The organism is Sphingomonas glacialis (assembly GCF_006439055.1).
GTDB classification, from domain to species: domain Bacteria; phylum Pseudomonadota; class Alphaproteobacteria; order Sphingomonadales; family Sphingomonadaceae; genus Sphingomonas; species Sphingomonas glacialis_A.
The window spans coordinates 128,350-141,946 of record NZ_RCZC01000009.1 but is presented as its reverse complement, the minus strand read 5'-3'; the positions used below and the strand labels follow the sequence as shown (position 1 = coordinate 141,946).

Here is a 13,597-nt window from a genome sequence, read left to right as displayed (position 1 = left end):
TGACGCCCACCAACTGGCGGGCTCGGCCAGCTGCGACGGCCAATAAGCGGCTTTACAATTGCATCCGAAGTCAGTCTAAAAGCCTTTAGGCTGTTTGGGGGGCGGGTAGCAAAGTGGTCGAGCCGGTAGATATGAGAGCTGCGGTGTCGCGCAACCGACGACTGGCCATTTTTGCGATTCTGCTAATTGCCGAATTCTTTTATGGCTGGGCTTGGAACTCGGTGGATGTCCTTCGCCCCTTTCAACGCGCCGCCCTGCATCTGTCGTTGCTTGAGGCTGGATCGACATATTCGGCGCAAGGTGCAGGCGCGTTGATCGGCGCAATCTTGCTTGGCCAATTGGCCGATCGCTTCGGACGCCGGCTGATTTTTGCGATTCTGGTCTTCGGCTACGGGATTACGCTGATCGCCGGTACCGCGGTGGCGAGCTACCCGGAATTGCTGCTGCAACGCTTCGTGATCGGTGTGTTCATGGGTGGCTCCTTCCCTGTCGGGGTTGGCATTTACGTCAATCTCTTCGAGGCGCGCGTCCGCGGTCGATTGGCGGGCACCTTGAACGCCTTTTTCAGTTTTTCGATCGTTGCCTTGGGCTTGGCGCTCGGCCAGCTCGGCGGCGCGGACTGGCACGTCCTGTTGTGGATCGGCGGCGTGCCGCCGCTCGTCCTTTCGGCGGTTGTCCTGTTCCTGATCCCGGCGCACTCGTCGATCGATCGTTTCCACGTTCGGAGCGGCAAACTTCCGATCGGCGAACTGTTTCGACCCGGGCTCCGCCGCCAGACCCTGCTGCTGGCGACGATGACCGGGCTCAATTTCTTCGGCTATCAAGCCTATAGTGGATGGCTGACGACCTACCTCACCGAAACGCGCGGCTTGTCCTCGACGGTGAGCGGGGAGCTTGTTGCCTGGCAGTTCGCCGGCAACATTCTCGGAGGTTTTCTTTGGGGGTGGACGGCGGATCGGTTCGGGCGGCGTTTCAACGCTATCGGCTTCGTTATCGCGTCGGTCGCCATAGCGTGTTTTCTGGCCGCGCCGTCCAACATCGCGCTGCTGAGTGCGATCGGCTTCGTCTATGGCGCGAGCCTGTGCTCAAGTGTCATATGGGGACCGTGGCTCGCTGAACTGTATCCCCCGCATTTGCGCTCGACGGCCGCGTCCATCTTCAACTGGGGCCGGATCATCAGTTTCTTTGCCCCGCTTGTGACTGCCCAGATCGCGGGTAGCTTCGGGCTCGCGGCAGCGATGGCGGCGGCGTGCGTTAGCTTTTGCCTTGCTGCACTAATCTGGATCCTGCAGCGTGAAACGCTTAACGAGCATAGCGTCTAATCGGGGGTCGGTGACTCAAAGCCGTTGAACGCTTTGCTTGTCCGCAGGGACTGAAGAAAGAGACCGACTACGGATAAGCCTGGAAGTGCCACTACCAGGTGTGATAGTTCTCATCAGTTCAATAACGACTTTGATTTATGCGAGGATTCTACGCGTTTGTAAGGCAAAGCGATTAAAGCATCCCGTGTAACGGCAGGCCAAAGGAAGGATCCTTGACCGCCCGACCACTCAATGCCGTTATGACGATGTGGACGCGCTACTCCGACCTAATTGGCCGCGGCGCGCCTGAACGTAGGTCAGGCCTGCGAGGGGACTGGGTGATTGTTTTTGGCCCGACCTCGAAAGCGAAGCGACGGGGGTGGGCCCAGAAAATCCGAGACGGGCTCGTGCCGAGCGCGGTGATGTAATTGCGTGTCAAAATTGGCTGGTTGGACGACGCAACTGTCATTGGCGTACTCGGGGCAAGGTCGGCTTCAGCCCCGTGGTACCAGTAGTTCGCGCATCGCGGCGATCTCTCCTGGTGTCGCCTTGTCGATCCAACGTTGCGCCCACCATGTATCGGTCGACACCAGTTCGGTGCCGATAACCGACCCGGTAACGGCAGCAAGAGTTTCCTCCGCTTCGACGGATCCTGAGCCTGCGGTGGACGCCGAAGGCGTGGGAGCCTTGGTCAAGTGAGGCGGATCGGTTTGCTCGCTGTCACCGACGTCTCGGTGGCGGGTCCGTTCGCAAGCAGCTTGCAAATTCTGCACGATAAACTTGAGGGTGCCAGGGACCGTCTTGTAGCTCAGAAGTCCCTTAAGCTCATCCTCCGCCGTCGCCGTCGCCGTCGCCGTCGCCGGCGAGATGTGGGCGGTTTCGGTCGGCAGGGTGTTCCGCTCCTCGGCCATTATGGTTCCTTCACAAGGCGCGGGCGCAACATGACGTCAAACGCCCTCTCAAGCGAGAGAGTGTCCGACGCAACGATCTACACCGGTTTGCTCAGCCGTTCAGGCGGTCTTTAATAGCCTTGGCGGCGTAAAACTTATCTTTTTTGATGCGGCAATCTGAATGGTTTCGCCCGTGGACGGGTTGCGACCTTCGCGGGCGGCGCTGTCCTTGACCTTGAATTTGCCAAAGCCGTTGAGCGAGATTTCTTCGCCAGCGGCTGGCGTGTCGGCGATTGCGGCGAACACCGAATCGACCACGCTCTCGGCGTCGCCCTTGCTCAAATCGTTTGAGGCGGCAATTTTCTCTACGAGAACAGAATTGTTCATAATTCGAGGCTTTCGCTGAGAATGGAAGGCGCCGCCTATCGATAATCCTGCACACTGACCAGACGATCGGCGCGCTCGCGCGATGTCGGCAGCGTTATGGCCTTCCCCCGGGCGCATCTAGCGCGGCCAAGGTTTCAGGCCGCAACTTGGTGCCGCGCTTCAATCTCCGGCATCGCGCTCAATCTTGGATAAGCGTATTGCACGTTGCGTGCACAGAAACTCGAAACGTTACGGCCCGGTCATGGCCGCAAACAACGGTTTTCTGGGGATTTCGTTAAGGTATGTGGACTGTTGCGGAGGGCTCCGAACGGGCCCTTGGCGGAGACGGAGGGATTCGAACCCTCGGTACCAGTAAACCCGGTACGGCGGTTTAGCAAACCGCTGGTTTCAGCCACTCACCCACGTCTCCGGATCACGGCGAAGGCGGGCTATAACCGCGCTTTGCGACCTCGGCAACTGCTTGTGCGCATGTTGCTCGCCGCGGAATCGATTCCGCTGGTCGCGGCGGCGGCGCTCGTTCATTGGCGCGACAGCCAGGACGGCGCTATCATCGCGCAATTGCAGCCCTGGGGGAGAATGACGATGCACTTGCGCTGGACCAGCGCCCCGAGGATTGGCGCGGCAATCCTGCTCGCGCTGGCGACCTCGGGGGCCCCGCTTGCGGCGCAGGTGCGCACGATCGATCCCAATCAGGCGATCGATTCGGATCTGCGCCAGCCCCAGTCACAATCGCAGCGCCGGACGCCCAACTCGGCCCCCGTCCCTTCGGATCCTGCTCCGGCATCCGACACGCCGCGCTATCCCGACGCGCCCGGATCGACCGAGCCGGTCGACCCAGGCCCCTCCACGCCGCAGCCGGGCGCGCCAGCAGGCACGAATGGATCCGCCCAGGACGTCGCGCGCGACGGGGCAGAGGTCGAATCGGCCGACAGCCAAACCTTCCAGAGGCAGGAATTGCTCCGTGCCGCCGAGGGCACGTTCGGCAAGGGCGCGTCGGGGCTCGCCGGCATCCTCGAGCGCACGCTCAAGGAGCAGGGCTATCCCAACGCCTATATCGCCGGGCGCGAGGCGTCGGCCGCGGTCGTCGTGGGCCTGCGCTATGGCAAGGGCGAGATGTTCCACAAGGTCGAGGGGCGCCAGCCCGTCTATTGGACAGGCCCGTCGGTCGGCTTCGACCTCGGCGGCGATGCCAACAAGGTGTTCGTGCTCGTCTACAACCTTTACGACACCGCAGACCTGTTCAAGCGCTTCCCCGCGGCCGAGGGACGCGTCTATTTCGTCGGCGGGTTCGCCGCGACCTATCTGCGCCGCGGCAACACGGTGCTGATTCCGATACGGCTCGGCGTCGGATGGCGGCAGGGCGTCAATCTGGGCTACATGAAGTTCAGCCGAACCTCGAAATGGTTCCCGTTCTAAGCGCAGCGCGGCAGGCCGCTCCAGCGGCCCGACTTGTGCAAGCTCGGCCGGCGGGGCGCGCCCCGTCCGACGGCATGGGCTTTGCCCATGCCCGACAAGCGCCTAACGTCCCCCGGTGACCACCACCCGCCAGATCCTCCGCGCCCTCCTCGCCGCCGCCTATCTCGCGGCGGGTATCCTCCACGTTTTCGTCCCCAAACCCTTTCTCGGCATAACCCCGGACTGGGTGCCCTTCCCCGCCCAGGTGATCCTGCTGACCGGCCTGTGCGAGATTGCCGGAACGATCGGCCTGTTCGTGCCGCGGACGCGCTGGTGGGCGGGCGTCGGTCTCGCCGCCTATGCGGTGTGCGTCTATCCCGCGAACGTGAAGCACGCGCTCGATTTCATCGAAACCGGCCGCGGGGGGCTGGGGCTATGGTACCATATCCCGCGGCTTGCGTTTCAGCCGGTGATCGTGTGGTGGGCGCTGTTTGCCGGCCGCGTGATCGACTGGCCCTTCCCGCGACGGAGCGCAGCATGAGCGATATCGACGACACCATCATCGACACGCCCGAGGGTCCGATGACCTGGGCGGCTTGGAAGAAGAAGAACCCCGTGCAGATCCCGTCGCGGCGCACCAAGGGCAAGGACCTGCCCGTCAAGGTGAAGCGCTTCACCGAACCGAAGTGACGCGCGGTTAGGCGACGCACCGCCAGCCGAGCGTCTGCCCGGCGTGGAACGGCACGACGGCCGTGTCGCCCGCACCGATCAGTTCGGGAACTTCCTCGTCGCGCCGCTCGAGCGTGATCGTGCCCTGGTTGAACGACAAGCCATAGAAGCGCGCGCCATGTTCCGAGGCGAAACCCTCGAACCGGTCGAGCGCATTTTCCTCGTCGAACACCGCAAGATAGCTTTCGAGGGCGTAAGGCGCGTTGAAGATGCCCGCACAGCCGCACGCCGCTTCCTTGCGCGCACGGCCGTGCGGTGCGCTGTCGGTACCGAGGAAGAAGCTCGGCGACCCCGATACCGCCGCCGCGCGCACCGCTAGGCGGTGGCGCTCGCGCTTGATCACCGGCAGGCAATAAGCGTGCGGCTGAAGCCCGCCATCGAACAGCGCGTTGCGGTTGAGATGGAGATGCTGCGGCGTGATCGTCGCGGCGACGTCTGGCCCCGCTTCGGTCACGAACGCAGCCGCCTCCGCCGTCGTGATATGCTCGAGTACGATTTTCAGCGCAGGATAATCGCGCACCAGCGGCGCCAACGTCCGCTCGACGAAGATCGCCTCGCGATCGAAGATGTCGATCTCGCGGTCGGTCACTTCGCCGTGAATCAGCAGCGGCATGCCGATCCGCTGCAGCGTCTCGAGCACCCCCGACAGCGCGCGGATATCGGTGACGCCTTGCGCGGAGTTCGTCGTCGCATGCGCCGGGTACAGCTTGCACGCCGCCCACACACCCTCGTCATAGCCGCGTGCGATCTCCTCGGCATCCGCCGCATCGGTAAGGTAGCAGGTCATCAACGGCGTGAAATCGGTCCCCGCGGGCAAGGCTGCGACGATCCGCTCGCGATACGCCTCCGCCGCCGCGATCGTCGTCACCGGCGGAGTCAGGTTCGGCATGACGATCGCGCGCGCGAACTGGCGCGCGGTATACTCCACAACCGCGGCGAGCATCTCGCCATCGCGGAGGTGGACATGCCAGTCATCGGGGCGGCGGATCGTCAGGCGCTCGGTCATGCCGTCCGCGTAGCGCGCGTCGCGCCGAATCGCCAGCCGCGTATTGCCGCTGCCCCCCGCCGCCCCTACCTCCATCCCATGCACGCCACCACGCTCGCCGATAGATCGCTGCTCCGCCTGTCGGGGGACGATGTCCGCGGCTTCCTGCAGGGGCTCATCACCGCCGACATGGCCGGGCCCTTCCCAGTCTGGGCGGGCTTGCTGACGCCGCAGGGCAAGGCGCTGTTCGACTTCATCGTCTGGACCGACGGCGACGACGTCCTGCTCGACTGCGAGGCGAGCGTCGCCGATGCATTGCGGCGGCGGCTGTCGATCTATCGCCTGCGCCGCGCGATCACGATCGAGCAGACCGACGGCGCGGTGCATTGGTCGCTCGAGCCCGGCGAGGGCGTGCCAGATCCCCGGCTGGCCGCACTCGGCTATCGCTGGATCGGCGAGCTGGGTGAGACCGCGAACGGCTGGCACGCCCACCGCCTTTCACTCAGTGTTCCCGAGGGCGAGGCCGAGCTCGGCAGCGACAAGACGCTGTGGCTCGAGGCGAACGCGCGCGAACTGAACGGCGTCAGCTTCACCAAGGGCTGCTATGTCGGCCAGGAAAACACCGCGCGGATGCACCATCGCAGCAAGATCAACCGCCGGCTGGTGGTGGCCCCGCTTCGCGAGCCGGGTGAGCGTACGCGCGCCACGTATCCCGAACTCGGCCTGATGGTCGAACTGCGCCGCGTCGAAGCGCTGGGCGATGCTTTGATTTCCGACTGGCTGGCGGCGGCGTTGGCGCAAGCGGACGCGTAACCCCGACCCCCGTCGCCAACCGCCCCTTTACCGCCCAATCGAGCTATACGCGAACCCGGCACGCTCGGCGTCGCTCGGTGGATAGACGTTGCGCAGATCGACCATTACCGGCGCCGCCATCGTCGCCGCCAGCCGCTTGAGATCGAGCGCGCGATAGATGTTCCACTCGGTCACGATCACGACCGCATCGGCGCCCTGCGCGGCCGCATAGGCGTCGCTGCAATAGGTGATGTCGGGCATCATCGTCTTGGCGATCTCCATCCCTTCAGGGTCGTGCGCGCGGACCATGATCCCCGCATCGAGCAGGCTCTGGACGATCGCCAGGCTCGGCGCATCGCGCATGTCGTCGGTATTGGGCTTGAAGGTCAGCCCAAGCACCGCGACGGTCTTGCCGCGCACGCTAGTCCCGTCGCCGCCGCCCAACGCCGCGATCACCTTGCGCCCCATCGCGCGCTTGCGGGTGTCGTTGACCTGCACGACCGCCTCGACGATCCGCACCGGCGTCTCGTAATCCTCGGCGGTCTTAAGCAGGGCGAGCGTGTCCTTGGGGAAGCACGAGCCGCCATAGCCCGGCCCGGCGTGGAGGAACTTCGAACCGATACGGTTATCGAGCCCGATTCCGCGCGACACATCCTTGACGTTCGCGCCGACCGCTTCGCACAGATCGGCGATCTCGTTGATGAAGGTGATCTTGGTCGCCAGGAAGGCGTTGGCGGCATATTTGATCAGCTCGGAGGTCCGCCGTCCGGTGAACAGGATCGGGCTCTCGTTGAGGTAGAGCGGGCGATAGACATCGCGCATCACCTGCTGCGCGCGCGAATCCTCGGTGCCGATCACGATCCGGTCGGGGCGCTTGAAGTCGCCGATCGCGGCGCCCTCGCGCAGAAACTCGGGGTTGGAGACGACCGCGATCGGGAAATCCCCCGCGAGCTCGTTGAGGATTTCTTCGACCTTGTCGCCGGTGCCGACCGGAACGGTCGATTTGGTCACCACCACCACAGGCCCGTCGATAGCCTCGGCGATCTCGCGCGTCGCGGCAAAGACATAGCTCAGATCGGCATGCCCGTCGCCGCGCCGCGACGGCGTACCGACCGCGATGAAGATGGCATCGGCGCCCGCCACCGCCGCCTTGAGGTCGGTGGTGAAGCGGAGCCGACCAGCCGCGACGTTGCTCGCAACGAGCGTGTCGAGCCCAGGTTCGAAGATCGGCATCTTGCCGGCCTCCAGTGCCGCGATCTTGGTCTCGTCCTTGTCGACGCAGATCACGTCATGGCCGAAATCCGAAAAGCATGCCCCTGATACCAGGCCGACATACCCCGAGCCGATCATCGTAATCCGCATGATAAATCCTCAAGTCTCGCGAGCGCACGACAGTCTAGGACCACACCGAAGCGCGCCCTACAGGCGCTGCTCTAGCGGATCATAGCGTCATTGCCACCCTGGTGCGACCCATCGCCGCCCAGCCGCCCGCCCGTGTCAGCCGCGCACAAAAAAGGGGAGACCGGCTTGCGCCGATCTCCCCGATTTCTGACCGAAGTCGAGTCTGGGTTTAGTTGCCCGAACCCGGACCGTAGGACACTTCCACGCGACGGTTCTGCACTTCGCGAACGCCATCGGCGGTCTGGACGCGCAGATGGGCGGGATCTTCACCGAAGGCTTCGGTTGCGATCGAGCCATCCGGGATCGAATGGGCGGTCATGTACGCACGAACCGCATCGTTGCGGCGCTGCGACAGACCGACGTTATACTTCGGCGTACCCGAACGGTCGGTGAAGCCAGCAAGCATGACCTTCGCGTTACCGCAGTTCTGGTACTGCGCGATCGCGCCGTCCAGGATCGACGCTGCCTCAGGGGTGACGTCCGACTTGTCCCACTCGAAGAACACGATGAATGGTCCAGGCGAGCAAGGCGTCGCAACAACCGGCGCCGGCTCAGGCGGCGGGGGAGGAGGCGGCGGCGGCGGGGGCGGCGGCGGCGGAGCAGCAGGCTCGCCGAAGTTGTACGTCAGACCTGCGAGCAGGCTGTGCGTACGATAGCGACCGTTGTAGCCACGACCCGCGACGTCGACCAGCTTGACGTTGTCGGCGGTGAAGAAGCGATACTTGATCGACGCATCGACATGCTTGGTGATCGGCGCGCGAACACCAGCGAGGCCCTGATAGGCGAAGACCGTGTCACTGTCGTTGAGCAGGTTCTGCAGGCTGTTGATGCCAAAGCGTTCCTTGACGCGTGCAACACCTACACCACCGCCGACGAAGCCCTGAATGCCGTCATCGTCACCGAAGTCGACCAGGCCGTTGACCATGAAGCTCAGTGCGGTCGTGCGACCACGAGCATACTGGTACGTGCCCGCGGGATAGTTACCCGTTGCGCCCGACGGGATGAGACCCGGCGTCGTGACCGACGAACGGTAATCGTCAACCGAATTGCTCTTGTAGCCGACTTCGGCTTCAAGGCGGAACATGCCAAGGTCGTACCCGATCACGCCATCGACGTCGTAGCCGTAACGATGATCAACAGTACCAGCGCTCTTCACATTGTTGATATCGAACTTGATATCTTCCACGAGCACTGCACCACCATCGACGCCGACGTACCAGGACTTATCCCGGGCAAGCGCTGGTGTGGTAACGAGAGCAGTGGAGGCAAGCGCTATGGTAACGGCTAGCTTCCGCATAAAAATCCCCTTCATCTGGTTGTCACTCGGACAGCGCAAACCCTCTACCGAATGGAAGGTTTCCACGCAAGCGCACAAATGTCGGGGGTGTTGCCGATTTAACACAGCTTTAGCGGGTACCAACGTCGTTTTCGACGCTACGCCGCATCAATCAGACCAAGCGATTGAAGTGCCTCTAAAATCGCCCCCAACGCCGTGCGCGCCTCGGTGTCCACCACGCTTCCGTTCGCAGGTGCAGCAATATGCGGACGCCGTGGCCCGAGCATCGCAAACCGCCCAGCACAAGGGGCGACGCAACGATCGTCCCGACGGTCCAGCGGGTTCCGTCGAAGCGCGCTTCGGCCTGATCGGCCTTGCTCCACATCGTCATTCCCGGTCGCGACGGAACGAACCGCCAGCCGCTGTCGGTCCAACCCGCCAGCGCTTGCGCCTGGCCCGTCCAGGCCACCGTAGGAACCGTGCCGACGATCCAGCAGGCATCCGGCGCGGGGTCGGCGGGCGGGGTGTCGAGCGCAATCGCTTCGACGCTCGGCTGTACTGCCAAGTCGAGCAACGTCAGCGCTTCGTTGTGCGTAAGCTCCTTCTGCGCCTGCCCCGCCTGCAGCAGGGGCAGGCCCAGCCGCGTGCTCGTCTGATCGCCTATGCAAAGTCTCCCATCATCCGTGCCACGCCGGCAGCGCGACCGTCGCGCTCGCCGATTCCCGAACCGCGCCGATCTGCACCACGTGCAGCACCGCCCGCCGGTCCGGACGTCCCGGGCTATCACGACGCTCGGTTCCACCGTTTCGAACGATCGCACACCGCCGTCGCCGCGGACGAGCGTGAGGCGATAGACTTCGCGCTCCTCGCCGATCGGGACGTCGATGCCGTCGCTCCAGCGCCAGCCGTTTCGGCTGCGCCGCACCCAAGGAATCTGCACAGCGCCCGCCCCGTGCTCGCGCCAGCGCAAATGGACGGGGGCCAGTGGTCGGACCGAAGTGCCACCCAGCGTCACGCTGGTCGCCACCGGCCCATCCACATCCCCCGACCCGGTCGCCAGAATCCGGACTTCGCCGCCGAGCTCTGCCAACGGCAGATCGAGCGAAAGCGCGGTATCGGCCTCGATCATCGCGAACCGATCGCCGATCGCCTGCGCGCCAACCGCCGCCTCGGTTCCGCGCCGCCCACGCCACAGCCTTAATAGCCGCCAGCGCAGCGGCCCGAGCTGAGTCGCCACGCCGAATTGCAGCAGTTCATCGCCGACCAGAGCGAGATTGGCGCCAGCGTCGAGCGCACCCGCGTCGGCGCTTTCCAGCGTCATCGCGGGGTAAGCGAGATCGACGTCGAACGCGTGCGCATGATCGATGATCGCGCTCGATGCGGCCCCCGGCACGCTTGCGAACCGCCCGATCGTCCCCGGCGCCGCGGTCGAGCCGAGCGCGCTCCAGCGCGCGCCGCCGTCGAGGCTGTAGAGCAACGCCGCAAAGGCGCCAGCCCGGCTGCGTCCCCCCGGCGACGATCGTCACGCGCGGCGCGGACAGCAGGCCGTCGTCGAACGGCACGCTCTCGAACGCCGTGATCAGCGTCTTGCCCCGTCGCGACATCGGGCGCCGCGAGCACGCGCCCCGGGCTCGCCGCGAGCGGCAGCGCCCCGCCTGCCAGCCGGACGCACTCGAGCGACAGCATCATTTTTTCGAGCAACCATGCGGTAACGCGCCACACCCCCGCCACCCCGGCGATCGTCACGCAGGCGCCCGGCACAACGTCGAGCGCATCCCAGCCGAGCGTAACCGTCCGCCGCTCGCGCCCCGCCGCGCCGCGCGCGAGAATCGCCGCGGCGAGCGTCTTGGCGGTGCCGGCGTAGATCGCGGCGGGCAGTTCGACCTGATCCTCGCGCCGCCCGGCGCCCGGCCGCCGCGCTGTCTGCAAACCGATTTGGTACTCGCGCGCTGGATTGTAGTGCGACAGCGTGAGCTGGCACCGCACGCTTTCCAGCGCGGCCACTGCGCGCTAATGCGGCGACCCGCGTCTCGCCATCGGCGATCTCGCGCTCAGCACCTTTGCCGTAAACTGTTCGGCCAACCCCAACGCGCTTTCGGCAAAGGCGGCGATCAGCGCATCCTCGTCGTCGCTCGCGATGCGCAGCACCGCCTTCACCGCCGCCACCGCCAGCGCACGGTCATCCCCCCGAGCGTCACCGAGCCCGGGCCATTGTCGTCGATCATCCGGGGTCTCCGCCTGTTGCGAAAAGCCCCTCCCCTTCAGGGGAGGGGTTGGGGTGGGGAAGTCCGAGACGTTGCCCTCTGCGAGACTCCGCCCCACCCCCATCCCCTCCCCTCCCCTCCCCCCTGAAGGGGAGGGGCGCATCTTGCCTTCAGGCCGCCGCGAACTTGAGCAGCTTGATCGCCTCGCTATTCGACACGCACCCGCCGACGCGCTTGGTCGCGTAAAATTTACGAACGGCTTGTTCCTGTAGGGATCGCGCAGGATCGCCGTTTCGGTCCGCTCGGCGATTATATACCCCGCCGCGCCGCTCGCCAGATATTGCAATGTCCCGAAAGCGCGCGCCGCGTCCGCCGTGTTGGCGATCGGCACCTGGAGGAAGCCCTTGGGCCGGTTGACCCCCGATCCGTTGACGAACGCCGCCCCCTCGGCCTGTGCGAATTCGGTGGCGATCTCGTCGGCGAGCCACGCCTCGACATCGAAGGCCGCGTCGTCGAGCATCGCCTGGCTCGCGCTCGGATTGGCGTAGAGCTCGCCCATCGGCGGCGCGATCTCGGTGAAAACCGGGATCGCGGTCGTCGCGCGGGCATCGATTTCGGCCGCCCAGCCCGACGTCACACCTCCGGTGGTGACGAGCTTGCGATAGCCCGCACTGCCGACGCTCACGACATTTGCGACCGCGTGGATCGGCGAGATCGCCTGCAACGTCGCGTCGATCACCGCGTCGATCTTGCGCGGCACGGCATAGCCGCCTGCATCCCCCGTCACCCCGGTGAACGCCTTCAGCTCCACGCTCGCGCCCGAGCGCAGGAACCCTTCGAACGCCGCCTCCGCGGGCGTTCGCGCCCCGGCGAGCAACGGGCGCTGCACCGCCACGGTCGCGCGCTCCTCCGCGGCAAAGCTGGCGTCGAGCGCGTCATGCGTATCGGTCATGCTTGGTCTCCTTGGTTGTGAAATCCATTGCTCACGCCCGGCTGGCCTGAACTCGCCAACGCGACGCCTCCCGGCAACAGGCGCTGCGCGCGCCGCTGCGGTGATGGGTTCGCGCAGAGGCGCAGAGGCGCAGAGGACGCGGAGAGGTGAACACCGCCGCTCTGTCATCGCCCGCCAGGAGTGGTGATAAAGGCCCGGTCGCGCGGAACAGCTCCGCGTCCTCCGCGCCTCCGCGCGAACCCAATCAACGCCGGACACGAAAAAGGGGCGCCGAAATCGCGACGCCCCTCCGGCAGTCCGAAACGAGGCCGCAGCCCCGCTAACAGTTACGCCTGCGAGACGTTCTCCGCGCGCGGGCCCTTCGGCCCCTGGCCGACGTCGAACGTGACCTTCTCGCCTTCGCGCAGATCTTCGTAGCGCACGCCCTGGACGCTCGACATGTGGAAGAACATGTCGTTGCCCGATGCGTCGGCGATGAAGCCGAAACCCTTGTCGGTCAGCCGCTTGATGGTGCCTTCAGCCATGATCGTATCCTTCAGTCCGCGCGCGGCCGCCGAGGATCGGGAACCATGTCTGGAGCGCAGACTGTACCATGCTCCGTGACGAGATGCACCCGTGCGGCGGGCTGCATCGTTGCGGCGACCAAATTGACCTCGACCGGATCGAGCGCGGCAAGCTCGCGCACGCTGCCGCGCCGCCGTGCCGCGACCGCGCGATAGCCGATCGACAGCCCGGCCAGCGCCCCGCTGCGCACCAGCGCCGCGACGCGCGCATCGTCGATCGATCCGCCCGATCACGCGCAGCCCCCGCGTGTCGGTCGCGATCCGCTCGGCCGCGCCGATCGCACCCCCGCGATGCTGCCACAGCAAGGGAACACGCGCCGGCAGATCGGCGATGGCGCCGGCGCGGATCACGTCGCGGCCGCGGTCGACCCGGTCGAACACCGCGGCATAGCCGGCAAAGCGCAGGCTCATATCACCCAGTCCCAGAAGCCGAACTTCGCGGCCAGCCCGGTCAGCAACAGCGCACCGCCGATCCGCATCACCCAGCCCATCGTCGCCTTCCACACCGAACGCTTCGCGTCGCGCAACGCGCCGAGCAGATCGCGCAGCTCGGCCATGTCCTTCGCCGCCGCCGCATCGTCGAGCCCGAGCCGCGCAAGCGCGCGCGCCGCCGCCAGCTCGCCCGCTTCCTCGGCGATCGCGCGCAGCGTAGCGAGGTCGGCGCCGGCACTCGCGCCCTGCGCCATCAACTGCGCGAGCACCGCGCCATCTGCGACTGTCAT

The 13,597-nt window shown here is 65.6% G+C and carries 15 protein-coding genes, 1 tRNA gene and 2 pseudogenes; 5 read left to right on the top strand and 13 right to left on the bottom strand.

The window, feature by feature from the left end:
- The first annotated feature begins 113 nt into the window (after positions 1 to 113).
- The gene (locus tag EAH76_RS21140) at positions 114 to 1,322 is read left to right on the top strand and encodes an MFS transporter (RefSeq protein ID WP_140852242.1); all 1,209 of its coding nucleotides are present in this window, start codon (positions 114 to 116) and stop codon (positions 1,320 to 1,322) included.
- A 473-nt stretch (positions 1,323 to 1,795) separates the two neighbouring features.
- Here EAH76_RS21140 and EAH76_RS21135 read toward each other — a convergent pair whose 3' ends face one another.
- The 3 genes and pseudogenes from EAH76_RS21135 to EAH76_RS21125 form a co-directional block, all read right to left on the bottom strand.
- Complete coding sequence (locus EAH76_RS21135) at positions 1,796 to 2,212, bottom strand: hypothetical protein (RefSeq protein WP_140852241.1); 417 nt, start codon at positions 2,210 to 2,212, stop codon at positions 1,796 to 1,798.
- A gap of 91 nt (positions 2,213 to 2,303) precedes the next feature.
- Positions 2,304 to 2,578, bottom strand: a pseudogene (locus EAH76_RS21130) (HU family DNA-binding protein).
- Between the two features lie 316 nt (positions 2,579 to 2,894).
- Positions 2,895 to 2,987, bottom strand: a tRNA-Ser gene (locus EAH76_RS21125).
- A gap of 167 nt (positions 2,988 to 3,154) precedes the next feature.
- Between EAH76_RS21125 and EAH76_RS21120 the strand changes: the two genes are divergently transcribed.
- From EAH76_RS21120 to EAH76_RS24220, 3 genes are all read left to right on the top strand, one after another.
- On the top strand, positions 3,155 to 3,994 hold the full coding sequence (locus EAH76_RS21120; protein ID WP_140852304.1) for a DUF1134 domain-containing protein: 840 nt from the start codon (positions 3,155 to 3,157) through the stop codon (positions 3,992 to 3,994).
- 115 nt (positions 3,995 to 4,109) lie between these two features.
- Positions 4,110 to 4,514: a DoxX family protein gene (locus EAH76_RS21115; RefSeq protein ID WP_140852240.1), complete on the top strand. Its 405-nt coding sequence runs from the start codon at positions 4,110 to 4,112 to the stop codon at positions 4,512 to 4,514.
- Complete coding sequence (locus EAH76_RS24220; protein ID WP_165954556.1) at positions 4,511 to 4,663, top strand: hypothetical protein; 153 nt, start codon at positions 4,511 to 4,513, stop codon at positions 4,661 to 4,663. Before EAH76_RS21115 ends, EAH76_RS24220 begins: the two co-directional genes overlap by 4 nt.
- A 7-nt stretch (positions 4,664 to 4,670) precedes the next feature.
- On the opposite strand, the gene pyrC is transcribed toward EAH76_RS24220, so the two are convergent.
- Complete coding sequence (gene pyrC / locus EAH76_RS21110) at positions 4,671 to 5,708, bottom strand: dihydroorotase (protein WP_140852238.1); 1,038 nt, start codon at positions 5,706 to 5,708, stop codon at positions 4,671 to 4,673.
- A gap of 78 nt (positions 5,709 to 5,786) precedes the next feature.
- Between pyrC and EAH76_RS21105 the strand changes: the two genes are divergently transcribed.
- Positions 5,787 to 6,500, top strand: coding sequence for a YgfZ/GcvT domain-containing protein (locus EAH76_RS21105; protein ID WP_140852237.1), 714 nt, complete (start codon positions 5,787 to 5,789; stop codon positions 6,498 to 6,500).
- A gap of 27 nt (positions 6,501 to 6,527) precedes the next feature.
- On the opposite strand, the gene EAH76_RS21100 is transcribed toward EAH76_RS21105, so the two are convergent.
- The 9 genes and pseudogenes from EAH76_RS21100 to EAH76_RS21060 form a co-directional block, all read right to left on the bottom strand.
- On the bottom strand, positions 6,528 to 7,841 hold the full coding sequence (locus tag EAH76_RS21100) for a UDP-glucose dehydrogenase family protein (RefSeq protein WP_140852236.1): 1,314 nt from the start codon (positions 7,839 to 7,841) through the stop codon (positions 6,528 to 6,530).
- Positions 7,842 to 8,049: 208 nt separating this feature from the next.
- Positions 8,050 to 9,177 (bottom strand): OmpA family protein, encoded by a 1,128-nt coding sequence (locus tag EAH76_RS21095; RefSeq protein WP_140852234.1) that lies wholly within the window; start codon positions 9,175 to 9,177, stop codon positions 8,050 to 8,052.
- Between the two features lie 175 nt (positions 9,178 to 9,352).
- Complete coding sequence (locus EAH76_RS24625; protein ID WP_431358008.1) at positions 9,353 to 10,549, bottom strand: DUF2793 domain-containing protein; 1,197 nt, start codon at positions 10,547 to 10,549, stop codon at positions 9,353 to 9,355.
- Complete coding sequence (locus EAH76_RS24620; RefSeq protein WP_241659822.1) at positions 10,474 to 11,160, bottom strand: phage tail protein; 687 nt, start codon at positions 11,158 to 11,160, stop codon at positions 10,474 to 10,476. Before EAH76_RS24620 ends, EAH76_RS24625 begins: the two co-directional genes overlap by 76 nt.
- Positions 11,161 to 11,166: 6 nt before the next feature.
- Positions 11,167 to 11,478 (bottom strand): phage gp6-like head-tail connector protein, encoded by a 312-nt coding sequence (locus tag EAH76_RS24615; protein WP_140852232.1) that lies wholly within the window; start codon positions 11,476 to 11,478, stop codon positions 11,167 to 11,169.
- A gap of 52 nt (positions 11,479 to 11,530) precedes the next feature.
- Positions 11,531 to 12,312, bottom strand: a pseudogene (locus EAH76_RS21075) (phage major capsid protein).
- A gap of 326 nt (positions 12,313 to 12,638) precedes the next feature.
- Positions 12,639 to 12,836, bottom strand: coding sequence for a cold-shock protein (locus EAH76_RS21070; RefSeq protein WP_140852231.1), 198 nt, complete (start codon positions 12,834 to 12,836; stop codon positions 12,639 to 12,641).
- An 11-nt stretch (positions 12,837 to 12,847) separates the two neighbouring features.
- Complete coding sequence (locus tag EAH76_RS24800; protein ID WP_347233116.1) at positions 12,848 to 13,066, bottom strand: hypothetical protein; 219 nt, start codon at positions 13,064 to 13,066, stop codon at positions 12,848 to 12,850.
- A gap of 216 nt (positions 13,067 to 13,282) precedes the next feature.
- Entirely contained in the window at positions 13,283 to 13,597 is a 315-nt protein-coding gene (locus EAH76_RS21060) for a DUF6127 family protein (RefSeq protein WP_140852230.1), read from the bottom strand.

Bases quoted from the DNA above. Each gene is read 5' to 3' on its own strand.
- EAH76_RS21100 (WP_140852236.1), bottom strand. From the start codon at position 7,841: ATGCGGATTACGATGATCGGCTCGGGGTATGTCGGCCTGGTATCAGGG.
- EAH76_RS21105 (WP_140852237.1), top strand. From the start codon at position 5,787: ATGCACGCCACCACGCTCGCCGATAGATCGCTGCTCCGCCTGTCGGGG.
- EAH76_RS21120 (WP_140852304.1), top strand. From the start codon at position 3,155: ATGACGATGCACTTGCGCTGGACCAGCGCCCCGAGGATTGGCGCGGCA.
- EAH76_RS24220 (WP_165954556.1), top strand. From the start codon at position 4,511: ATGAGCGATATCGACGACACCATCATCGACACGCCCGAGGGTCCGATG.
- EAH76_RS21095 (WP_140852234.1), bottom strand. From the start codon at position 9,177: ATGCGGAAGCTAGCCGTTACCATAGCGCTTGCCTCCACTGCTCTCGTT.
- pyrC (WP_140852238.1), bottom strand. From the start codon at position 5,708: ATGACCGAGCGCCTGACGATCCGCCGCCCCGATGACTGGCATGTCCAC.
- EAH76_RS21060 (WP_140852230.1), bottom strand. From the start codon at position 13,597: ATGACAGTCGCAGATGGCGCGGTGCTCGCGCAGTTGATGGCGCAGGGC.
- EAH76_RS21135 (WP_140852241.1), bottom strand. From the start codon at position 2,212: ATGGCCGAGGAGCGGAACACCCTGCCGACCGAAACCGCCCACATCTCG.
- EAH76_RS21070 (WP_140852231.1), bottom strand. From the start codon at position 12,836: ATGGCTGAAGGCACCATCAAGCGGCTGACCGACAAGGGTTTCGGCTTC.